Origin of the sequence: Streptomyces sp. NPDC088097, from assembly GCF_044741845.1 — a bacterium.
GTDB lineage: Bacteria > Actinomycetota > Actinomycetes > Streptomycetales > Streptomycetaceae > Streptomyces.
In genome coordinates, this window is the sequence record NZ_JBIUTJ010000010.1 from 163288 (window position 1) to 182504 (window position 19217).

General features: G+C 73.2%; 21 protein-coding genes. 2 read left to right on the forward strand and 19 right to left on the reverse strand.

Annotated features, from left to right (window positions below):
• Nucleotides 1–6: 6 nt before the first annotated feature.
• The 3 genes from ACIOD1_RS25410 to ACIOD1_RS25420 are packed head-to-tail and all read right to left on the reverse strand — an operon-like array spanning nt 7 to nt 3346.
• Complete coding sequence (locus ACIOD1_RS25410; RefSeq protein ID WP_365621083.1) at nt 7–894, reverse strand: SDR family oxidoreductase; 888 nt, start codon at nt 892–894, stop codon at nt 7–9.
• Nucleotides 891–1817: an alpha/beta hydrolase gene (locus ACIOD1_RS25415; protein WP_365621086.1), complete on the reverse strand. Its 927-nt coding sequence runs from the start codon at nt 1815–1817 to the stop codon at nt 891–893. Before ACIOD1_RS25415 ends, ACIOD1_RS25410 begins: the two co-directional genes overlap by 4 nt.
• Entirely contained in the window at nt 1814–3346 is a 1533-nt protein-coding gene (locus ACIOD1_RS25420; protein WP_365621289.1) for an NAD(P)/FAD-dependent oxidoreductase, read from the reverse strand. The genes ACIOD1_RS25415 and ACIOD1_RS25420 overlap by 4 nt, the downstream gene beginning before the upstream one ends.
• Before the next feature lie 183 nt (nt 3347–3529).
• Between ACIOD1_RS25420 and ACIOD1_RS25425 the strand changes: the two genes are divergently transcribed.
• A complete protein-coding gene (locus tag ACIOD1_RS25425) occupies nt 3530–4255 on the forward strand; it encodes a MerR family transcriptional regulator (protein WP_401904784.1) in 726 nt (241 codons plus the stop codon).
• A 39-nt stretch (nt 4256–4294) separates the two neighbouring features.
• Here ACIOD1_RS25425 and ACIOD1_RS25430 read toward each other — a convergent pair whose 3' ends face one another.
• Nucleotides 4295–5098 carry an exodeoxyribonuclease III gene (locus ACIOD1_RS25430; RefSeq protein WP_365621092.1) on the reverse strand — a complete coding sequence of 268 codons (804 nt, stop codon included), beginning with the start codon at nt 5096–5098 and terminating at the stop codon, nt 4295–4297.
• Between the two features lie 38 nt (nt 5099–5136).
• Between ACIOD1_RS25430 and ACIOD1_RS25435 the strand changes: the two genes are divergently transcribed.
• On the forward strand, nt 5137–5631 hold the full coding sequence (locus tag ACIOD1_RS25435; RefSeq protein WP_401904787.1) for a GNAT family N-acetyltransferase: 495 nt from the start codon (nt 5137–5139) through the stop codon (nt 5629–5631).
• Between the two features lie 25 nt (nt 5632–5656).
• Here ACIOD1_RS25435 and ACIOD1_RS25440 read toward each other — a convergent pair whose 3' ends face one another.
• The 15 genes from ACIOD1_RS25440 to ACIOD1_RS25510 are packed head-to-tail and all read right to left on the reverse strand — an operon-like array spanning nt 5657 to nt 19216.
• Nucleotides 5657–6973: a CoA transferase gene (locus tag ACIOD1_RS25440; RefSeq protein ID WP_401904790.1), complete on the reverse strand. Its 1317-nt coding sequence runs from the start codon at nt 6971–6973 to the stop codon at nt 5657–5659.
• Nucleotides 6974–7013: 40 nt separating this feature from the next.
• Nucleotides 7014–7484, reverse strand: coding sequence for an adenylate cyclase (locus tag ACIOD1_RS25445; protein ID WP_401904792.1), 471 nt, complete (start codon nt 7482–7484; stop codon nt 7014–7016).
• Nucleotides 7474–8220 (reverse strand): HAD family hydrolase, encoded by a 747-nt coding sequence (locus ACIOD1_RS25450; RefSeq protein WP_401904794.1) that lies wholly within the window; start codon nt 8218–8220, stop codon nt 7474–7476. The genes ACIOD1_RS25445 and ACIOD1_RS25450 overlap by 11 nt, the downstream gene beginning before the upstream one ends.
• Nucleotides 8217–8879, reverse strand: coding sequence for a hypothetical protein (locus ACIOD1_RS25455; protein WP_365621106.1), 663 nt, complete (start codon nt 8877–8879; stop codon nt 8217–8219). The genes ACIOD1_RS25450 and ACIOD1_RS25455 overlap by 4 nt, the downstream gene beginning before the upstream one ends.
• A complete protein-coding gene (locus ACIOD1_RS25460; protein ID WP_401904797.1) occupies nt 8876–9532 on the reverse strand; it encodes an MOSC domain-containing protein in 657 nt (218 codons plus the stop codon). Before ACIOD1_RS25460 ends, ACIOD1_RS25455 begins: the two co-directional genes overlap by 4 nt.
• On the reverse strand, nt 9529–10503 hold the full coding sequence (locus ACIOD1_RS25465; RefSeq protein WP_401904799.1) for a hypothetical protein: 975 nt from the start codon (nt 10501–10503) through the stop codon (nt 9529–9531). The genes ACIOD1_RS25460 and ACIOD1_RS25465 overlap by 4 nt, the downstream gene beginning before the upstream one ends.
• A complete protein-coding gene (locus tag ACIOD1_RS25470) occupies nt 10500–11474 on the reverse strand; it encodes an acetylxylan esterase (RefSeq protein ID WP_401904801.1) in 975 nt (324 codons plus the stop codon). The genes ACIOD1_RS25465 and ACIOD1_RS25470 overlap by 4 nt, the downstream gene beginning before the upstream one ends.
• The gene (locus tag ACIOD1_RS25475) at nt 11461–11679 is read right to left on the reverse strand and encodes a (2Fe-2S)-binding protein (protein WP_365621117.1); all 219 of its coding nucleotides are present in this window, start codon (nt 11677–11679) and stop codon (nt 11461–11463) included. Before ACIOD1_RS25475 ends, ACIOD1_RS25470 begins: the two co-directional genes overlap by 14 nt.
• Nucleotides 11676–12620: a hypothetical protein gene (locus ACIOD1_RS25480; RefSeq protein WP_401904803.1), complete on the reverse strand. Its 945-nt coding sequence runs from the start codon at nt 12618–12620 to the stop codon at nt 11676–11678. Before ACIOD1_RS25480 ends, ACIOD1_RS25475 begins: the two co-directional genes overlap by 4 nt.
• 54 nt (nt 12621–12674) lie before the next feature.
• Nucleotides 12675–13955 carry a hypothetical protein gene (locus ACIOD1_RS25485; RefSeq protein WP_365621123.1) on the reverse strand — a complete coding sequence of 427 codons (1281 nt, stop codon included), beginning with the start codon at nt 13953–13955 and terminating at the stop codon, nt 12675–12677.
• A 20-nt stretch (nt 13956–13975) separates the two neighbouring features.
• Nucleotides 13976–14770, reverse strand: coding sequence for an ABC transporter permease (locus ACIOD1_RS25490; RefSeq protein WP_365621125.1), 795 nt, complete (start codon nt 14768–14770; stop codon nt 13976–13978).
• A gap of 3 nt (nt 14771–14773) precedes the next feature.
• Nucleotides 14774–15574, reverse strand: a complete 801-nt coding sequence (locus ACIOD1_RS25495; RefSeq protein WP_365621127.1) for a hypothetical protein — start codon at nt 15572–15574, stop codon at nt 14774–14776.
• Nucleotides 15571–16518: an ABC transporter ATP-binding protein gene (locus tag ACIOD1_RS25500; protein WP_365621129.1), complete on the reverse strand. Its 948-nt coding sequence runs from the start codon at nt 16516–16518 to the stop codon at nt 15571–15573. The genes ACIOD1_RS25495 and ACIOD1_RS25500 overlap by 4 nt, the downstream gene beginning before the upstream one ends.
• A complete protein-coding gene (locus ACIOD1_RS25505; protein ID WP_401904806.1) occupies nt 16515–17855 on the reverse strand; it encodes a metallopeptidase TldD-related protein in 1341 nt (446 codons plus the stop codon). The genes ACIOD1_RS25500 and ACIOD1_RS25505 overlap by 4 nt, the downstream gene beginning before the upstream one ends.
• Nucleotides 17852–19216 carry a TldD/PmbA family protein gene (locus tag ACIOD1_RS25510; protein WP_365621133.1) on the reverse strand — a complete coding sequence of 455 codons (1365 nt, stop codon included), beginning with the start codon at nt 19214–19216 and terminating at the stop codon, nt 17852–17854. The genes ACIOD1_RS25505 and ACIOD1_RS25510 overlap by 4 nt, the downstream gene beginning before the upstream one ends.
• Nucleotide 19217 lies beyond the last annotated feature (1 nt).

Sequence of the window (19217 nt, forward strand, 5' to 3'; positions counted from 1 at the left end):
TTCCGGTCAGCGGGTCCGGGCCCGCTCCTCCTCGTCGGCGGCCCCGCCGGCACCCACGAGTCCCTTGGGAACCCCGGCCAGTCGGGGCGCGAACCGCTTCACCTCGCGCTGTCCGACCGCCCCGCCGATGACCGCCGGGAGGTAGCCGCGCACGCCCTGCATGCCCCGCAGCCACCACTGCGCGTAGACGTGCGGAGAGCGACGCTCGATACCGGCGACGATCCGGTCGACGGCGGGCCCGAGGGGGTAGGTCCGGTTCGAGGGCCAGGGCAGCCGCTGTCGCAGTTCGCGCATGACCTCGTCCTGGTCGGCCCCGCGCACCATGTCGGTGTCGGTCCAGGAGAGGTAGCCGACGCCCACCTTGACGCCCTTGTAGCCCACTTCGGCGCGCAGGCAGTGCGCGAAGGCCTCGACCCCGGACTTGGAGGCGCAGTACGCCGTCATCATCGGCGCCGGGGTGATCGCGGCGAGGGAGGCGATCTGGAGGAAGTAGCCGCGGCTCTCGGTGAGGACGGGCAGGAAGGCGCGGGCCGTGACGGCCCCGCCGATCAGGTTCACCTCGATGACCCGGCGCCAGGCCACCGGGTCGGAGTCCACGAAGGGCCCGCCCGAGGCGACGCCCGCGTTGGCCACGACGATGTCCACCTTGCCGAACCGCTGCTTGACCTCCTGCGCCACCCGGGCCATCGCCTCGTGGTCGGTGACGTCGGCGTACCAGTGGTCGCTTTCGGTGTGCAGCCGCTCGGAGACCTCCTTGAGGGCCTCCGGCTCCAGTCCGACCAGCGCCACCTTCGCACCCCGGGCGGACAGTTTGCGGGCCAGCAGCTCGCCGACGCCGCGGGCGGCTCCGGTCACGACGGCGACCTGGCCTTCAAGACTCCTGCGAGCGCTCACGCGGTCTTCTCCTTCTCTGCGCTGGGGAGGTGCAGGTCGACCAGCTCGCGGATGGCGGCGGTGACGGCCTCGGGGGCTTCGATGGGGGTCATGTGGCCCATGCCGGTCAGCTCGGTGAGCCCGACGCAGTGCGGCAGGGCGGCGGCGAGCGCCCGGGCGTGCGCGAGGGGGGTGAGCCGGTCGGCCTTGCCCGCGATGACGGCGGTGGGAACGGTCAGCGCGGCCAGTTCGGCGTCCAGGTCCAGCCCCGCGAGGACCTCGGACCAGGCGTGTCGGACCCGGGGCGGACAGGCGTGCACGATCCGGGCGCAGGCCTCCACCCGGTCCGGGGCCGATCCGGGGCCCATCGTGGCGTACTTGAGCACCGAGCGGGCGACGGGCGTGACGGGCCCGAGGGGTGCGCGCGAGCCGAGCACCGCGCGCGTCATACGGGTCCTCGCGCGCCCGGCGCGCATCGGCAGCACGGTGGCCTCGGCGACGAGCCGCCCGCTGCCGGTGCTGCACAGCAGGACGGCGGCGGCGTGCTCGGCGAACTCGGGGCGCCCGGCGGCGGCCATGACGGTCATGCCGCCCATGGAGTGCCCGGCGACGACGGCCCGCTCGCCAGGGGCGAGGGTCGCCTTCAGCACGGCGGCGAGGTCGTCGGCGAGGGCGGTGGTGCTGTAGGCGCCGGCGGCCGGGCTGCGGCCGTGGCCGCGCTGGTCGTAGGCGACGACGCGGTGGTCGGCGGCCAGGTCGCGCACCTGCGCGGCCCAGAAGGCGGTGGAGCAGGTCCAGCCGTGGGACAGCACCACGGCCGGGGCCCCTTCGGGTCCGTGCACCTCGACGTGCAGCCGGGACCCGTCGGCGGAGACGGCGCTCAGCTCGCGTTCCGGCGCGCGGGGCGCGTACCGCCCGGCGGTCGCGTACGGGGGCCGGCTCATGCGACGCCCTCCTCGGCGACGGCCGCCACCGGGGCGGGGGCCCGCTCCGGGTCCCGGTCCCGGGCGCGGACCACCTCGTACTCCGACAGGTCCACGGTCCGGGTCTCCTTGCGGAACTCGCCCGTCGTGCCCGGCCAGACCGTGGTGTTGCGGCCCGAGGAGTCCAGGTACCAGCTGGTGCAGCCGCCGGTGTTCCAGACCGTCCGCTCCATGCGGGCCTGCACGTGCCGGTTCCACCGGTTCACCGCGGAGGGCCGCGCCGCCAGGGCGGTGCGCCCGCCGAGGACGCCGAGCTGGCGCATGTAGTCGGCCATGTAGTTCAGCTGGGACTCGATCATCAGGATCATCGAGCTGTTCCCGAGCCCGGTGTTCGGGCCGATGATCGTCATCCAGTTGGGGAAGCCGGCGGCGGTCGCCCCGCGCAGCGCCTGCATCCCGTCCTTCCAGGCCTCGGCGAGGGTCTGCCCGTCCGCGCCGACCACCCGGTCGGCGATCGGCATGTCGGTGACGTGGAAGCCGGTGCCGAAGATGATCGCGTCGACCTCGGTCTCGGTGCCGTCGGCGGCGACGAGCACCGAGCCGCGGACCTCCTTGAGCCCGGAGGCCACCAGGTCCACGTCGGGCCGGGCCAGCGCCGGGTAGTACGTGCTGGAGAGCAGGATCCGCTTGCAGCCGATCCGGTACGAGGGCGTCAGCTTGGCCCTCAGCTCCGGGTCCTTGATCGAGCGGGCCATGTTGGCCTTGGCGAGGGACTCGACGAGTCCGAGCTGGTTGGGCCGCTTGGTGAAGGCGCTGACCTGGAGCTCGCGGATCCCCCACAGCAGACCGCGCCGGGCCGCCCGGGTGAAGGGCAGTTGGCGGTGCAGCCAGCGCTCGGCGGAGCCGATCGCCCGGTCGGTGCGCGGCATGACCCACGGCGGGGTCCGCTGGAAGAGCGTGAGGCGCTCCACCTCGGGGGCGATGGCCGGCACGATCTGGATCGCGGAGGCACCCGTACCGATCATGGCGACGCGCTTGCCGCGCAGGTCGTAGTCGTGGTCCCAGCGGGCGGAGTGGAAGACCTTGCCGGGGAAACCGGCGAGCCCGGGAATCTCGGGCATCTTCGGGTCGGAGAGGGGCCCGGTGGCGGAGACGACCACGTCGGCGGTGAGTTCTCCGGCCGAGGTCTCGATCTCCCAGCGCAGTTCCTCGGCGTCCCAGCGCATCATCCGGACCTCGTGGTTCAGCCGGATGTGGCGGCGCAGTCCGAAGACGTCCGCGACGTGTTCCAGGTACTCCCGGATGGCCGGCTGGCCGGAGAAGGTGCGGGGCCAGTCGGGGTTGGGTGCGAAGGAGAAGGAGTACAGGTGCGACGGCACGTCGCAGGCGCACCCCGGATAGCTGTTGTCGCGCCAGGTCCCGCCGACGGAGTCGGCCCGCTCCAGCACGACGAAGTCGGTGATCCCCTCCCGCCGCAACCGCACGGCCGCCCCGAGTCCGCCGAACCCGGACCCGATCACCGCCACACGTACGTGCTCACGCCCTGCCAAGCCGCCCATGCCCGCCCGCCGCCTTCCGCTCCCGCAGTCTTCGCAACGTTGCCAGCAATCACTGGCACAATCGGGAGAGTAGAGCAGCCCCGTACTCATGGGTAGGGGTCACGCCGGGAAAGTTACTGCGGGTACGTTCCACGGACACGGCCCAAGGGCTGTCCCGCCCTTAGGCTGCGGCCTGTGGCGAAGATACGGACTGAGGAGGCAGGCATCACGGAGGCGGGCGGCACGGTGCGCGAATTCCGGACGGAGCAACTGGCCGAGGCGGCCGGCATCCCGGTGCGCACCCTGCGCTTCTACCGCGAGCGCAAGCTCCTGCCGCCCCCGCGCCGCGAGGGCCGCATCGCCTGGTACGACGACCGGCACCTCGCCCGCCTGCGCACCATCGCGGGCCTCCTGGAACGCGGCCACACCCTCGGCGGCATCGCGGAGCTGACCGCCGCCTTCGAGAACGGCCGCGACGTCACCCAGCTCGGCGAGCTGCTCGGCATCGGCTGGTCGGAGGAGACCCCCGTCCGGCTCTCGCCCGAGGCCCTGGCCGACCGCTTCGAGGGCGAGGTCACCCCGGAGAACCTGGCGGCCTCCCTGGAACTGGGCTACCTCGCCACCGACGGCGAGGAGATCGTCCACGTCAGCCGTCGCCTGTTGGACGTCTCCTCGGCCCTGGTCCGCGAGGGCGTCCCCCTCGCGGCGGTCCTGGAGGCCGGCCGCCGGGTGCGCGAGCACGCCGACGCGATGGCGGAGCTGTTCACGGAGCTGATCTCCACCCACGTCTCGGCGGAGGCCGTGCCCCGGATGCGGCCGCTGGCCAAGAGCGTGGTCGAGGCGGAACTCACCATGGCGATGGACCGCCTCCACGCCCGGCGACCGGCCCCGCCGACGGACCCTCGGACACCCGGCTCGTAGACGCGGGCCCTCGGACGCCCGGCTCGTAGACCCGGGCCCTCAGACGCCCAGCTCGTAGGCGACGGTCACCGGCGCGTGGTCGGACCACCGCTCGGGGTGCGTCTCGGCCCGCTCGACGAAGGCCTTCACGGCCTTGGCGGCCAGCCCCGGGGTGGCGACCTGAAGGTCGATGCGCCAGCCGGCGTCGTTGTCGAAGGCCCGACCCCGGTAGGACCACCAGGAGTACGGCCCCTCCGTGTCGGGGTGCAGCGCGCGCACGACGTCGACGTACGCGGCCTCCTCGTAGACCTTCCCCAGCCACTCCCGCTCCTCGGGGAGGAAGCCGGCGTTCTTGCGGTTGGTCTTCCAGTTCTTGAGGTCGGCCTCCTGGTGACAGATGTTCCAGTCACCGCAGACGACGACCTCCCGCCCGTCGGCGGCGGCGCGCTCCCGCAGCCCCTTGAGGTAGACGAGGAACTCGCCCATGAAGCGGTACTTCTCGTCCTGCTTCTCGGTGCCGGCCTCGCCGGACGGCAGGTAGAGGCTGGCCACGGTGACGCCCGGCAGGTCGATCTCGACGTAGCGCCCGCTCGCGTCGAACTCCTCGCTGCCGAAGCCCACCCGCACCCGCTCGGGCGCCCGTCGCGAGTACAGCGCGACCCCGGCCCGGCCCTTGGCGGCGGCCGGCGCGAACACGGTGTGCCAGCCCTCGGGCTCCCGGGCCTCCGCCGGAATCTGCGCTTCCTCGGCCCGCACCTCCTGGAGGCACACGACGTCGGCGTCGGATCCCGCCAGCCACTCCACGAAGCCCTTCTTCGCGGCGGCGCGGATCCCATTCACATTCACGGAGGTCACGATGAGCATCACAGCACCATAGCCGCAGGCTTCCGTACGATGTCCTGATGTCTCACGGGATACACCTCCGCACCGTCACCTACGACCACCCCGACTCGGTCGAGCTCGACGCCCAGGTCCAGGTCGAGTACCAGGTCCGCTACCAGGGCGAAGGCGACGCCACCTTCCTCGACCCGGCGATGTTCGTGCCGCCGAACGGCCTGTACCTGCTCGCCTACGACGCCTCGGACTCGGCCCTGGCCAGCGGCGCGTGGCGCCGTCAGGAGAAGAACGAGGACGGCTACTCGGACGGCGACGCCGAGATAAAGCGCATGTACGTGGTCCCCGGGTCCCGCGGCCTGGGCCTGGCCCGCCGCATCCTGGCGGCCCTGGAGGCGGACGCCCTCGCGGCGGGCCGCACCCGGATGGTCCTCGAAACGGGCGACCAGCAGCCGGAGGCCATCGCGCTGTACCTGTCGTCGGGCTACGCCCCGGCGCAGAAGTTCGGCCACTACCGCTTCCACGACTCCAGCCGCTGCATGGCGAAGACCCTGCGCCCCTGACCTCGCCCCGGCCCGCCCTCAGCCCTTAGGACGGGAGCCAGCGGGCGGGGGCGGTGCCCCAGCGGGCGGGGCCGGTGGGCCATTCCCCGAAGGGGCTCGCGGCGTACCGCAACGGCCCGTAGCCGGACTCCCCCGTCTGCCTCAGCCACGGCTCCGCCGCGTACCCCGAGGCCGGCTCCCCGGCCCGCGGGACCTCCCGCACCAGCCACGACGCCGTCCCGGCCAGGGAGAAGCGCAGCAGCTGCCCGCCCCCCTCGGCCAGCGCCCGCAGGACGCCCGCCGCCACCAGGTAGCCCGTCCCGTGGTCCAGCGCCTGCGCCTGCAACGCTCCCGGGCCCTGCGGTCCCCCGCACGCGGCGGCGATCCCGTAGCCCGCCTGCACCAGCGAGTCGAAGCCCCTGCGCCCGGCCCACGGCGCGGGCGCCCCGCGCCCCCACGCGCACAGCTCGGCCACGACCAGGCCGGGGCGGCCCGCCAGGAGTTCCTCGCCGCCGAGCCCGTACCGCTCCAGCGCGCCCGGCCGGTAGCCCGAGACGACCACGTCGGCCCCGTCGAGCAGCCCCTCCAGCGCGGCACGGTCCCGCGCCCGGGCCAGGTCCAGCAGCGCCGACCGCTTGCCGAAGCCGGTGTCCGCGTACGCGTCGTCGGACTCCGGCAGCCGGGGCGGGTCGATCCGCAGCACGTCGGCGCCCAGCACCCCGAGGGTGCGGGTGGCGACGGGTCCGGCGATGACCCGGGTCAGGTCGAGCACCCGCACCCCGGAGGCCGGCGACGCCCCCGGCCCCAGGGCCCGCCCGCGCCCGGGGCCCCGTACGGTCTCCACGAGCGGCTGCGGCGCCCCGTACCGGTCGGCCACGGCGACGGCGAGCCCGCCCTCCCCGTAGACCCGCTCCTGCGCCTCGACCGCGCTCAGCGCGCCGAGCGCCTCCCGCACCGCGTCCGGGGTCGCCGGCACGCCGAGCGCCCGCACCAACGCGGCCTCGTGGTGGGGGTAGTTGGCATGCGTGCGCACCCACCCGTCGGCGGCCGGCCAGAAACCGGAGAGCGGCGCGAAGGAGACCGGCGCCCGCCCGTCGATCCTGAGGTGGCGTTCGCTGACGAACGCGGTCGCCACCGCCCCCTCGTCCACCACCACCGGCGCCACGTCGGGCGTCCCCGCCCGCACCGCGGCCAGCTCGGCGGCGGCCAGCCCGCACACGGCGACGGTGGCGCGCGCCAACTCCCGCACGGGCAACGGACCTTCCAACCCACCGGCCCCCCGGTAACCCACCCGCCCCACCGAGGCGGCGGCCCCGCCGAGGGCCTCCCACGCCTGCGCCGTCGCACCGTCCATGACCGTCATGCGCCCATGATGCCGACCGGCGGCGCCCCGCACGGCCACTTCAGGCGGGCGGCGGCCCCTCGGTCGCCAGGACCCGGTTCTTGTAGCGTTTGACCCCGGTGATCTCCCGGCCGAACCAGGTCGGCGGGGTGAAGTCCGCGGCCTCCTCCTCCGACCCGAACTCGACCTCGACGGTGTGCAGGCCCGCCAGGGACTCCGCGTAGACGTCCACGTACGCCGTCGTCGCGTCCAGCGGCACGGCGTAGCGGGTCTTCACCAGACGGGCGCCGGCCGTGGACGGCCACAGCTCGTCGAACTCCGACTCCGTCAGCGGGCATTCCACCTCGGTGCGCGCGAGCGAGCCGGTCCCCCGCTTGACGCCGAGGACGTACGCGCCGGCGATGCTGCGCAGGCGCACCTCGGTGCCGTCGGCGGTGATGGCGATGTAGCCCTGCTCGATGGGCTCCGCCGCCACCGAGGACGGCGGGGTGAAGCCGTCCAGCAGGAACTTGCGCTCGATCTCAAGCGGCATGTCCGACCGTGCCCTCCCCGTGCGCCACCAGCAGACGCGGGAGCCGCCTCATGTCGGTGAAGACGACCGTGCCCGGGACGGTCAACCACTCGGCGGGGGTCAGGCCGCCCGCGTAGCCGAAGCCGCGCATGCCGGCGGCCGTGGCGGCCTGGATGCCGAAGCGGCTGTCCTCGACGACCGCGCAGAGCGCCGGGTCCACGCCCATGGAACGGGCGGCGTGCAGGAAGAGGTCGGGGGCGGGCTTGCCGCGCTCGACCTCGTGGGCGCTGAAGATCCGGCCTTCGAAGCGTTCGTACAGTCCGACGCGGCCCAGGGTGTGCCGCATCTTGTCGTGGCTGCCGCTGGAGGCGATGCACCACTGCCGGGGCCCGAGGCCCGCGGCCTCCAGGCCGTCGAGGGCCTCCTCGATGCCGTCGACCGACGTCAGCCCGCTGTCCACGGCGCGGGCGTGCTCCTCGCGGAAGCGCTCGTCCCAGATCCGCGCGGTGTCGGGGCCGACCCGTTCGGCGATCTGCTCGCCGATGGAGGTGGTGGAGCGGCCCACGAAGCGCTCCATGACCTCGGCCTCACCGAGCGGCCAGCCCAGCTCGGCGCCGAGCGCGACGTGCGTGCGCACGGCGATGGGCTCGCTGTCGACGAGGACGCCGTCGCAGTCGAAGACGACGAGTTCGACGGGCTGCACGCGCTCGACGGCCTCGACGGCCGCCTCGGCCTCGTTCACCTGCTGCCCGGTCATCGGATGCAGCCCTGGCTGATCAGCAGCTGCCGGATCTCCTCGACCCGGGCCGCGCCCAGCCTCCGCCCCGCCTGGTCCTCCGGCTTCTCCGCCTTCTGGCCGTACTGCCACCAGGCCTCGCCCGAGTCCCGGTTCATCACGACGAAGCGGTCCTTCTCGGAGGGGCCGCGGACGATCAACGAAGTAGTGTCGGGCGCCGAGCTGACCGTGTGGACCATGGTGTGGCGGATGACGTAGCCGGACCCGGCGGTCTCCTCGCGGACCAGCGCCGGGGAGCCGATGCGCGTGTCGGTGTCCAGGTCCTCGTAGTCGCCGAAGAGGTAGTGCTCGTAGCTGCCGTACAGGATGCGGCTGCCGAAGCTCCACCGGTGGTTGTGCGGGCGGTCGAAGCCGCTGCCGGTGAAGACGTGCAGCCGCACGCGCACGTCGCTGGCCTTGTCGTTGACCAGGACGACCCGGTCGAGCTCCTCCAGCCGCTCGCACTGGTCGAGCAGCTCGGGCGTGCGCAGCACGTGGTCGAAGGCCTCGTTCAGCCAGGTCGGGGTCACCAGCTCGTCGAGCAGCGCTTCCATGGGGCCGTGCAGGGCCGGCATGTCGCTCCAGTCCAGCGCGGCCAGCCGGGCCGGGGCGATCAGCGGCTGTGTGTCGGTCGTCGTCATCGCGTCGCACTCTCCGTGGGTTGTTGTGCGGCCAGCCACTGGCGGGCCTTCTCGTGGTGTTTGGGGAGCATCTCGGGCGCGTCGAGGAAACGCGGCAGCAGGTGGCGCTCGGTGGTCAGGGCCTTCAGCATCAGTCCGATGGTGACCCCGTGGCCGGGGCGCCTGATGACCTCGATCCGGTCCCCCGCCCCGACGTCGCCCTCCTTCAGCACGCGCAGGTACGCGCCGGGGGCCCCGTGTGCGATGAAGCGTTTGATCAGGTCGGGCACGTCCCAGAACCCGGCGAAGACACGGCACGGCTTGCGGGCCCGGATGACCTCGAACACGGCGTCCCCGACGGCCCATTGTTCCCCGACCTCGGCGCCGGTGATGTCGAGGCCGAGGGTGGAGAAGTTCTCGCCGAAGTTGCCGGGTCGGATCTCGCGCGCGAGTTCCCGCTCCCAGAACACGGCGTCCTCGCGGGCGAAGGCGTACACGGCCTTGTTCGGGCCGCCGTGCACCTTCGGATTGGCGATCAGGTCGCCCTCCAGGCCCCAGGTGCGGGCCGTCACCCGGTGGGCGACGGGACGCTTGTCGATGCCGCTGCGGCCGACGTCCGTCCACGGGCCCGTGCTCTCGATGCCGAGGTTGAGGGTGGCGAGCACGGCGCTCACGAGGCGGCTCCGACCGCGACGCCCTCGGGGCGCCAGGCCTCCGTGACGTTGGGCACGGAGGGTGTCACGCCGGGCACGTTCATCTCGGTCAGCAGGTGCGTCACCACGGTCAGCAGGTCCCAGCGGTGCGGGCTGTCCACCGGTGTGGCGCGCGTGAGGGCGAGGACGGTGTCCAGGGACGGTCGCTCTCCGCGCGCGCGGCGGCGGGCAGGCTCACCCGGGGCTCCGGGGGCCGCCTCCAGCCGCCGCCAGCTCGCTTCCAGGTCGAAGTCGTGCTCGGGGTGCTCGCCTTCGAGGTCCTGGAAGGTGGCGAGGACCTCGGGGCGGGCGTTGTGCCCGGCGAGGACGCGGCGGCGCACGAGGTCGCGGCGGGGCTCGTCGCAGATCACCGCCAGTTCGCGGAGCACGTCGGCCGGCTCGTCCGAGATGTGCGTGAAGTTGAACAGGCCGTTGACGACCCCGAGCCGGTGCCGCAGGTGCTGCGGGCCGCGCAGCGCCGGGTCCGCCGGCCCCTTGAGCGCGTTGAGGCGTACCGCCGCGGGGAGGGCGCCGGGGGACCACCGCTCGTCCCTGAGGACCAGCGCGACGGTGTCGGTGCTGGGCAGGATGGCGTCCATGGCCTCGATCCGCTCGCGGGAGGCGATGTTGAACTGGTAGCGCCAGACTTCGCGGATCGTCAGCCGGTCGTGCCGGAAGCGCACCGCGTCGACGGGATGGAACCCCTCCTCGCGCAGGATGCGCAACGCGGGCCGCAGTCTGCGTCCGGCCGTCGCCTCGGGCTTGAGCATGCACAGGGCGATGCCGAGCATCTGCGGGACGATGTCGCCGAAGGCCCAGCACGCTTCGCGGAAGTACTGGTCGACCGCGTACAGGTCGGCCTTCTCCCGCGACCAGGTGACCGCCTCCCGGATCCGGGGGTCGATCTCGGTCAGCCGGTCGACCGGCGGGCTGTCTGAGCGCGGCAGTGTCATATGTCCTGTCCTTCCTGCCAAAAAGCCGGTACGCCCGGTGCCGGCGGTCGGGTGAAGACGTCCGCGAGGAACTCCGCCTCGGCCAGCCGCAAGGGAGTGTTGGGGGCCGCGTGTTCGGCCGTGGGCCACGTCAGGAGCCGCTTGTCGGCCGGGTAGCGGGCGTGGGCGGCGTAGCCGGTCTCGGGTGCGCACCGGACGTCGCGGCCCGCGACGGAGAACAGCGCGGGGCAGCGTCCGTGGGCGGCCAGTTCGGCGACGTCGAAGAGGCGCAGGGTCCGCAGGGCCCGCGGGGCGAGGTCCGGGTAGGACGCGTGGAACCGCAACAGCTCGCGGTACGGCTGCCGGTCGGGCAGCGCCGCCAGGTCGGTGACGGCGGACAGGAACGGCGATTCCACGAGCGCGGCGGCGACCGACGGGCTCAGGACGGCTGCGGCCAGGGCCAGTTGGCCGCCCTGGCTGCAGCCGGCGGTGGCGATGCGTTCGGGGTCGACGGCCGGGTGCGCGGCGGCGACCTCCACGGCCCGTACGGCGTCGACGTACGCGTCCCGGTAGTAGTAGGTCCGCGGATCCAGGACGCCGCGGGTGGTGAACCCGGGGATCTGCGGGTGGGTGAGGCCGACGGGGTCCGGGGTGGTGCCCCGGCGACCGCCGGCGCCGCTCTGGCCCCGGGTGTCGACGACCAGCGTGGCGTAGCCCAGGGCCGGCCACAGCAGCCCGTCGAGGGCGTGCCCCCGGCCTTCGCCGTAGCCGAGGTACTGGACGACGCAGGGGAGCGGGCCGTCGGCGCCGCGCGGGAGGAGGAGCCGGCCGCCGATCCGGTGGCCGTGGGCTCCGGCGAAGGACAGGTCGTACACCTCGGCGCCGACGAGCGGGGTCGCCTCCTCGACGGTCACCGTGTCGAGCGCGAAGGCCGCGGCTTCCTCCAGGGCGGTGCGCCAGAAGGACGCGGGGCGCTCCTCAGTACCGGGCACCGGTCACCGCCTCCACCGGACGGTCGTCCGTCGCGTCGGCGAAGTCCTCGATGAGTTCGGCGAGGTCGTCCCGGCAGCCGCCGCAGCCCTGCCCGGCGCCGCACCGCTCGCCGATGGCGTCGACGGTGGTGACGCCGCGCCGGATCAGGGAGACGACCTCCTCCTCGGTGACGTGGAGGCAGACGCAGAGGTTCGGGACGCTCACCGCTCCTCCTGCCAGGCGCCCAGCAGGACGTTGGGGAAGATGCGCTCGATGCCGGGGGTGTTGAACCGCAGGGTCGCGGTGAGGACGGACAGCAGGTCCCACAGGTCCGCCGGGTCCGCGTCGGGGTGGTGCGCGGCGCGCAGCAGGTCCGCGGGGGTGACGGTGGCCCCCGCCCGGCCCGCGCGCGCCACGTCGCCGGCGGGTCCGGCGGACCGCGTGAGGCGGTGCAGGCTCCGTTCCGGGTCGAGGTCGTGGGGCGGGGTCTCGGCTTCGATCGTGTCGCAGATCCGCCGGGCCTCCTCGGACGCGTCGTGGCGTGCGAGGAGGCGCTCCCGTACCCGTTCGCGTCGGGGTTGTTCGAGCAGGAGCCCGAGGTCGCGCAGGACGTCGATGGGCTCGTCGGCCGTGTGTACGAAGTTGAACAGGCCGTTGAGCGCCCCGAGCCGTGCGCGCAGGTGTTCCGGCCGGCGCAGTTCCGCCGTGGCGGGGCCCTTCAGCGCGGCGAGCCGGACGGATGCCGGAACGTCGCCGGGCCGGTGGCGTTCGTCGCGCAGGACGAGCAGGACGCAGTCCAGGGAGCCCAGGTACAGGTCCATGGCGGCGATCCGCTCGCGGTCGGCGAAGTTGAGCTGGAAGCGCCACGTCTCGCGGATCGTCAGCCTGGAGTGGCGCACCCGCAGGACGTCGGCCGGGTGGAAGCCGTTGTCCCGCAGCGCTTCCAGGGCCGTCCCGTACCGGCGTCCCACGGCGGCGTCCGGCTTGAGGACGCACAGGGTGGTGCCCCCGAGGACGTCGGCGTCCTCTGCGAAGGTCCAGGCGGCTTCCCTCAGGTAGGTGTCCGCTCCGAACAACCGCGCCTTCACCGGCGACCGGGTCACGGCCGCCAGGAGTTGCGGCGGTATGTCGTGGGCCCGCTCTTCGGGGTTCCGCGTCGTCCCCATCCCCATGGCTGTTCTCCTCGCTGTGCTTTCGCTTCCTCGTCGGACGCGCCGGGTTCAGATCAGCGCGACGCGCTGCCGTTCGGCGTCGACGTGACAGCCCGTGCGGTACTGCTCGGCGCCGAGGTCGACCTCGGGGAAGAAGGTGCGGTAGGCGGTGAAGGAGACCAGGTGCCAGATGTCCTCCTCCGAGACGCCGAGGGCCCGGACGTTGGCGATCTGCTGGTCGATCGGCTGGGTGCCGGCCGCGACCACTCCCGCCTCCTGGTACCAGAGGTCGCTGCCCGCCTCCTGGTGGAGGTCCTGACCGGCCAGGCGCGCGGTGTCGCTGCGGTCGGTCATCAGCATCATGTTCCGCGGACCGACGATCTCGATGGCCCGCTTGGCGATGGCGAAGTCGACGTGCTCGCCGTCGAAGTTGAGACAGGCCGCGATGCGGCCCGCGTGGGCGCCGCGCATGATGGCCGCCGGGACGGGTCCGACCTGTTCGTGCAGGTCCTTCAAGTTCCAGGACGGCAGGTCGTAGCTCGCGAGCAGCGCGTCGCGGTTGGCGCGGGCCTTGGACGTGCGGAAGGCGTGCTTGATCAGCAGCGGCATCTCGTTGAAGAGGTGGTCGGTGACCACGCGGACGCCGGAGTGCGGGCAGTCGGCGGCCTCGGCCGTCGCGAGCACCTCCTCGACGCAGTCCGCCCCGATCTGCGGGTTCTCCTTGGCGAAGTGGCCCAGGGCCGGGCGAACGCCGTTCTCGACGAGGCGCGTGACGATCCACTCCAGCGAGGGGTGGTCCGGGGTGAACTGGGCCGCGAGGTAGGAGCTGGACTGGAGCGCGTCCGGCGAGATCATGATGTAGACGAGGCCGAGCGGTCCGCAGCCGGCGAGCTTCTCCCACTCCGCCTTGGAGGGGGCCCACACGGAGGAGGCCGGGGTGCCGCCGAAGCTGGCGACGAGCGGCCCTTCCAGCGCGATGGCGGGGACGAACGGCAGCTTGCCGTCGGCCTTCAGCGCGGCGAAGCCCCGCATGAACTCGACGAATCCGTCGAGCCGTTCCTGGCGGAGGTAGAGGGTGGGGATGCACAGCAGGCCCTCGGAGGCGGCGTGCTTGTCGACCGCGAAGAGGTCGATCTCCGCGAAGTTGGAGAAATCGACGTCTCCCAGCCCGTGGCAGTGCACCTCGACCGGCAGGGAGGGAGTGAAGTAGGACTCGGCGGCTGCCAGGGGACGGGCCGCGAGGTGGTCGCGGGTGATCAGACCGTCACGTCGACCGGCCGTGGCCCCGAAAGTCCCCCGCGGGTCGATCCAGGCGGTTGCCGCACGGCTGAAGGTAGACATCTTGCTCATTTCTCTCTTTCTTGGGTGTTCTAGGCGTCGCCGAGCGCGGTGCGGGCTGACGCACGGCTGACTGCCCAGTGCAGGAAGATCACGCCGGCCGCGAACCAGGCGGCGCCGACGAGGAGTTCGAGCGGCAGGGCCGACCCGTACGGGCGCCCGTCCAGGCTCCGCTCGACCGCGTCCATCACGTGGCTGAGCGGCATGGCCTCGCTCACGGGCCGCAGGAAGTCCGGCAGCCGGTCCTGGGGAACGAGGGTTCCCGACAGGACCATGAGGAGCAGCTCGGCCATGTTCGGGCCGACGAAGAGGTCCTCGACGACCAGGGCGAACGCGGACAGCGAGAGGCCGAAGCCGGCGGTGGTCACGACCGCGACGGCCAGCAGGCCGGCGAACTCGGCCAACCCGATCGGCAGTGTCGTGTAGAGCAGGCAGCACACCAGGTAGGTGCACAGCCCGCCGACGAATCCGTCCACCACGTGCGGCAGCGCCCGCTGGCAGGCCGAGGCCAACTTGTTCTGGGGTGAGGCGAGCCAGATCCCCAGGGTGCCGAAGGAGCGCTCGTTGCCGATCGACAGCGCCATCCCGTAGACGACGGCCCCGGCCCCTGCCAGCAGGCTGGAGGCCACGAGCATGCGTCCGGCGGCGGCCCCGTAGTGGGTGGACAGGGAGATGAAGGCGATCGCCATGCCGATGGGCCGGACGATGCGCGAGCTCAGGTAGCCGAGCGGGTTGAGCCAGGTGAACAGGGCGCGGTACGAGAGCGTGGCGCCCCGCAGGGCGGCACTGGCCGCGCTGCCCGGACGTTCCTCGGTACTGATCGGCATGGGTCACGCCTCCAAGGGCAGGGCCTGGTGGCGGGCTGTGCGCTCCAGCCGCCGGATGGCGAGGACGACGAGCCCGCAGAAGAGGCCGGTCAGCGCGAGCGCCGCCAACAGTTCGCCCGTGCCACCGCCGCGGACCCAGGCCATGACGTGGGACTGCGGGATCACGAGCGCGATCTTCTGGACCGGTCCCGGCAGGGCGGACTGCGGCACGATCAGCGCGCTGAGGGCCATGACGAGGCCGGTCAGGCCGTTCGTCATGCCGGCCGAGTACGGGTAGCGGAGCACGGCGAAGCCGAGCAGTCCGACCACGGACGCGGTCGAGAAGGCCAGGAGCACTCCGCCGACGGACCAGCGGACCCAGTCGAAGCCGTCACCGAGGCCGAACAGCAGGACGAGGATGATCAGCGTTCCGGGCAGCGCGGTCAGCGACTGCACGGCGGTGCCGGTCAACCGGCCGAGCACCACCGGGACGAGTCCGCCCGGGCTGCCCAGCGCCGCGTACAGCGTCTTCCACTGCTTCTCGCCCATCAGGCTGACGACGACGAGCACGATGATCGAGTCGAGCATGCCGATCCCGGCGGAGCCGACGGCCATGTCACCGGTGGTGTCGCGCGCCGCACCGCCACTGGCGTTGGCGTGCACGATGAAGGCGAACACGCACGGCATCGCCAGGGTGGAGAAGACTGCCATCGGGCTGGAGGCGTGGATGCGCACCTGGTCCGTGAGCGCCCGCGTGAAGGTGGGCAGGAACCAGCCGGTCCGGCCGAGCGCGGCGCCCGTGCGCTTCTGGGTCGCGGTCGTCATTTCGCGGCCACCATGTCGAGGAAGACCTCTTCGAGGGTGGGCGGCGTGACGGCGACGCTGCTGGTCGCGCCCGGGAAGGTCGCCAGCAGCCACTGGACCGCGGCGGCCCCGTCGGAGACCCGCAGGGTGACCGAACCGCCGCTCTGCTCCCACCGCGTCAGCCCCGGGCAGTCCCCGATCGCCTCGGGGGCCCCGCCCGCCGAGAAGACGGCGTTCACCACGTGGCCGAGCCGCTCCGCCGCGGTGAGCCGCAGTTCGGCGGCCGTGGATTCGGTGTGGACCCGGCCGCCCTTCATCAGCACGATGCGGTTGCTGAGCTCCTCGGCCTCGCGCATGTCGTGGGTCGTCAGCAGGATGCTGCGGCCCTCCCCCGCCAGCCGGGCCACGAGGGCGCGCATGGCGGCGGCGGACTGCGGGTCGAGCCCCGCGGACGGCTCGTCCAGGATGAGCACGGCCGGGTCGTGCAGCAGGGCGCGCGCCAGGTGCAGGCGCTGCTTCATGCCCCGCGAGAACGAGCCCACGAGGTCACCGGCGCGGTCCGCGAGGTCGACCTCCTCCAGCAGCAGCCGACCGCGGGCGTCCAACCGCGACCCGCGCAGGCCGTACATGAGCCCGAAGAACTCCAGGTTCTGCCGGGCCGTCAGCCGCGGGTAGAGACCGGTGTCGCCGCCCAGGCTGAAACCGCAGGCCAGCGAGGCGCGCCGGCGCGCGCGCACCACGTCGTGGCCGTCGATCAGCACGGTGCCCGACGTGGGCAGCAGCAGGCCGGTGAGCATCTTGACGGTGGTGGTCTTGCCCGCCCCGTTGGGGCCGAGCACCGAGACCAGCTCACCGGGCCGGACGGTCAGCGCGACGTCGTCGACCGCCCGCCGCACGGCGCCGTCCTTGGTGGTGAATTCGCGGACGAGTCCGCGGGCTTCGAGGCCCGTGCCGTTCGTGCTCATCGCTCTCTCGCTTTCGAGGTGACCCGGGTGAGGTCCATCTCCAGGTAGCCGCCCCCGGCCGAGATCTGCCCGGGGAAGTACGAGACGTGGTCCGCGACCGCCGTGACGGAGGCCAGGAAGTCGATGGCCTCGCCCTCGACGGACATGGGGCGGAAGGGGCCCTGTGGGACCCCGTCCACCACGTGGGCCGCCATCAGTCGGAACGCCAGCTGGCCGCCGGAGCGGAACTCCTCGACGCCCAGGGTCCGGGCGTCCACGACCACGCACCGCGCGCCGGCCAGCAGGTCGCCGCCGCCGGTCGGTGTCAGCCGGACGTTGCCGGCCGTCGGCTGCGGGAAGTTCTTCAGCGGGTTCCACCGGGCGTGCCCCGTCAGCGACCGGCCGTCCGCCGGACCACAACCGGCGCGGCCCTTGCGGGTGACGACGGCGCGCTGGGCGCCGTCGTGCCCGATCAGCTCCGTCCGGCCGGTCGGGGTGCCCTCGCAGTCGAAGGAGCGGGCGCCGTACGCGTCACGGCGCGGCCCCTCGTCCACGAGCGAGGTGGCCAGGGGTTCGGGCCGCGTAACGGGATTGAGCAGGATCGTCTGGGTCAGGGCCCGCAGCAACTGCGCGGTCGCGGTGGGGGCGAAGACGACGCGGGACCCCTCGAAGGGTCGCTCCCCCGGGCCCGTGCCGCTCTCCATCAGGCTCAGTTCGCGGCCCAGGCACGCCGGGTCGATCCCGTCGAGCCCGGTGGCGTAGCGGGAGGCGGAGACGGCGCGGGCGCCGTCGGCGCTCGTGGCGACGGCCGTCAGCTCGACCCCGTAGCAACGCTCCCAGCGCCGGGTCCCGGAGCCGTCCGCGTACACCGACTCCCGCAGGACGTCGGAGATCTGCAGGCTGCCGACACCCTGCCCGGCGTGCAGCCGAGCGGCGAGGGCGTCCGACAGCCCGGCGGCCCCGGAGGCCGCCGCGCCCATGTCGAGGCGGTCGGCAGTGGTCTCCCAACCCCCGTCGGCGCCCGGGGCGACGACGTGCGCCGCGCCGGCTTCCGTGACGGGGGCGGGGGTGCCGAGGCCGAAGAATCGGCGCCCGCTGTCCAGGAGCGGGGCCGCACCCCGCTCGCTCAGGTCGTTCGCGTTGAGGTACAGCTCCCGGCCGCCCCGGCCCAGGCGTACGAAGCCGCCGAACCCCGGGTCATCGACGAAGAGGCGCTTGCGGCCGTCCTGGTCGGCCGTGAGTCGGCGCCGGGCGGTCCGTTCGACGTGGGTGGCCGCGTACTCGCCCTCGCGCAGGGCGCCTTGGACGGCGTCCACCGTGGCCAGACCGCGGGCGGTCCTGGTCTCCAGCACTCTCATGCCGCGCTCCAATCCAGTGCGGAGTAGCGCATCGAGGGCGAGAAGAGCCCGATCCCGATCATCTGGCCCTGCTTTCCACAGGTGATGCTGTCGCCGCCGAAATCCGAGCCGACGCCTTCCACGCGGCGCAGCACGTCCAGCGCGTCGCCGAAGAGACTGACGTCGCGAACGGGGACGCGGTGGCCGTCGGGGGTGAGGTAGGTGCAGTTGAGGGCCGCGAACGAGAACTCGCCGGTGGCCAGGTTGATCATCCCCGCGCCCAGGCTGCCGACGTGGAGCACTCCCTCACGGACGGCCCCCAGTAGCGCGGCCGGGTCTTCGGCACCGGGCGGGACCACGGTGTTGCTGGCGCGGGGCAGCGGCAGTTCGCGGTGGTCCCGGCGGCGTCCGTTGCCGGTGGGCGTGTAGCCGTGGCGCTGCGCGGCCCGTACGGAGGTGAGCGGTGAGCCGATCTCCCCGTTGGCCACCAGGACGGTGGAGCGGCCGGCGTGGCCCTCGTCGTCGATGGCGTACGAGCCGTAGCCGTCGGCCAGGGTGGCGTCGTCGTACAGCGAGAGTCCGGCGGGGATGGCGCCCGGCTTGCGCAGCGCGGTGATGTAGTCGCTGCGCATCGCGAAGTTGTCGCCTTCGAGGGCGTGGCCGACGAGTTCGTGCAGGAAGCCGACCGCGGCGGTGGGGCCGAACACCACGGGGGTGCGGTGGCTCCCCCGCAGCGCGGCGCGCGCCGAGTCCTGCGCGTGGCCGAGGGCCTCGCGGGCCACGTCGGCGGGGAGCACGGCGCCGCCACCGAGACCGAGACCCGCCTTCGGACCGCGCTCCAGCTGCCGGTTGAGGCCGCGGTAGCGTCCGCCGTCGACGGTGACCGTGGCCTCGGCGCGGCGTCGCACCAGCCGGGTGGCGGAACTCGCCCGTACGCCTTCGGTGTCGACGACGGCGACGGCGCGCGCGGTGAAGTCCTCCATCGTGCGCAGGGAATGGGGCGTCTTCGTGTCGTGGACGAGCCAGTCGCGTGCGGCGACCGGCGTGAAGGGCACGTCCTCGCGCTCCGGCCACCGCGCCGCGACCGCCTCCGGCCCGAGCGGGGTGGATCCCGCCTGCCAGGAGGGCAGTTCCGCCAGTTCCTCCGCGGAGAAGGCCCGGTGACGCCAGCGGTCGTCCTTGCGGACCATGCAGCCGAGCCCCTCGCGGGGTTCGACGCAGGTCGCGAGGACCTCGCCGTCCAGGCACTCGACGCGCACCTCAAGGGTGCTCTCGGCGTAGACCTGCACGTAGTCGGCCGAGTCCCGCAGCCGCTCCACCGCCCATTGGGCCAGCTCCAGGAGCCCCTCGGCGCCGCCGGTCCGCGCGGATCCCCCGCTCATC

Excerpts from the sequence above, each read along its gene's own strand:
- ACIOD1_RS25415 (WP_365621086.1), bottom strand. The coding sequence starts at position 1,817 with ATGAGCCGGCCCCCGTACGCGACCGCCGGGCGGTACGCGCCCCGCGCG.
- ACIOD1_RS25430 (WP_365621092.1), bottom strand. The coding sequence starts at position 5,098 with ATGCTCATCGTGACCTCCGTGAATGTGAATGGGATCCGCGCCGCCGCG.
- ACIOD1_RS25435 (WP_401904787.1), top strand. The coding sequence starts at position 5,137 with ATGTCTCACGGGATACACCTCCGCACCGTCACCTACGACCACCCCGAC.
- ACIOD1_RS25440 (WP_401904790.1), bottom strand. The coding sequence starts at position 6,973 with ATGACGGTCATGGACGGTGCGACGGCGCAGGCGTGGGAGGCCCTCGGC.
- ACIOD1_RS25445 (WP_401904792.1), bottom strand. The coding sequence starts at position 7,484 with ATGCCGCTTGAGATCGAGCGCAAGTTCCTGCTGGACGGCTTCACCCCG.
- ACIOD1_RS25450 (WP_401904794.1), bottom strand. The coding sequence starts at position 8,220 with ATGACCGGGCAGCAGGTGAACGAGGCCGAGGCGGCCGTCGAGGCCGTC.
- ACIOD1_RS25455 (WP_365621106.1), bottom strand. The coding sequence starts at position 8,879 with ATGACGACGACCGACACACAGCCGCTGATCGCCCCGGCCCGGCTGGCC.
- ACIOD1_RS25465 (WP_401904799.1), bottom strand. The coding sequence starts at position 10,503 with ATGACACTGCCGCGCTCAGACAGCCCGCCGGTCGACCGGCTGACCGAG.
- ACIOD1_RS25480 (WP_401904803.1), bottom strand. The coding sequence starts at position 12,620 with ATGGGGACGACGCGGAACCCCGAAGAGCGGGCCCACGACATACCGCCG.
- ACIOD1_RS25485 (WP_365621123.1), bottom strand. The coding sequence starts at position 13,955 with ATGAGCAAGATGTCTACCTTCAGCCGTGCGGCAACCGCCTGGATCGAC.
- ACIOD1_RS25490 (WP_365621125.1), bottom strand. The coding sequence starts at position 14,770 with ATGCCGATCAGTACCGAGGAACGTCCGGGCAGCGCGGCCAGTGCCGCC.
- ACIOD1_RS25495 (WP_365621127.1), bottom strand. The coding sequence starts at position 15,574 with ATGACGACCGCGACCCAGAAGCGCACGGGCGCCGCGCTCGGCCGGACC.
- ACIOD1_RS25500 (WP_365621129.1), bottom strand. The coding sequence starts at position 16,518 with ATGAGCACGAACGGCACGGGCCTCGAAGCCCGCGGACTCGTCCGCGAA.
- ACIOD1_RS25505 (WP_401904806.1), bottom strand. The coding sequence starts at position 17,855 with ATGAGAGTGCTGGAGACCAGGACCGCCCGCGGTCTGGCCACGGTGGAC.
- ACIOD1_RS25510 (WP_365621133.1), bottom strand. The coding sequence starts at position 19,216 with ATGAGCGGGGGATCCGCGCGGACCGGCGGCGCCGAGGGGCTCCTGGAG.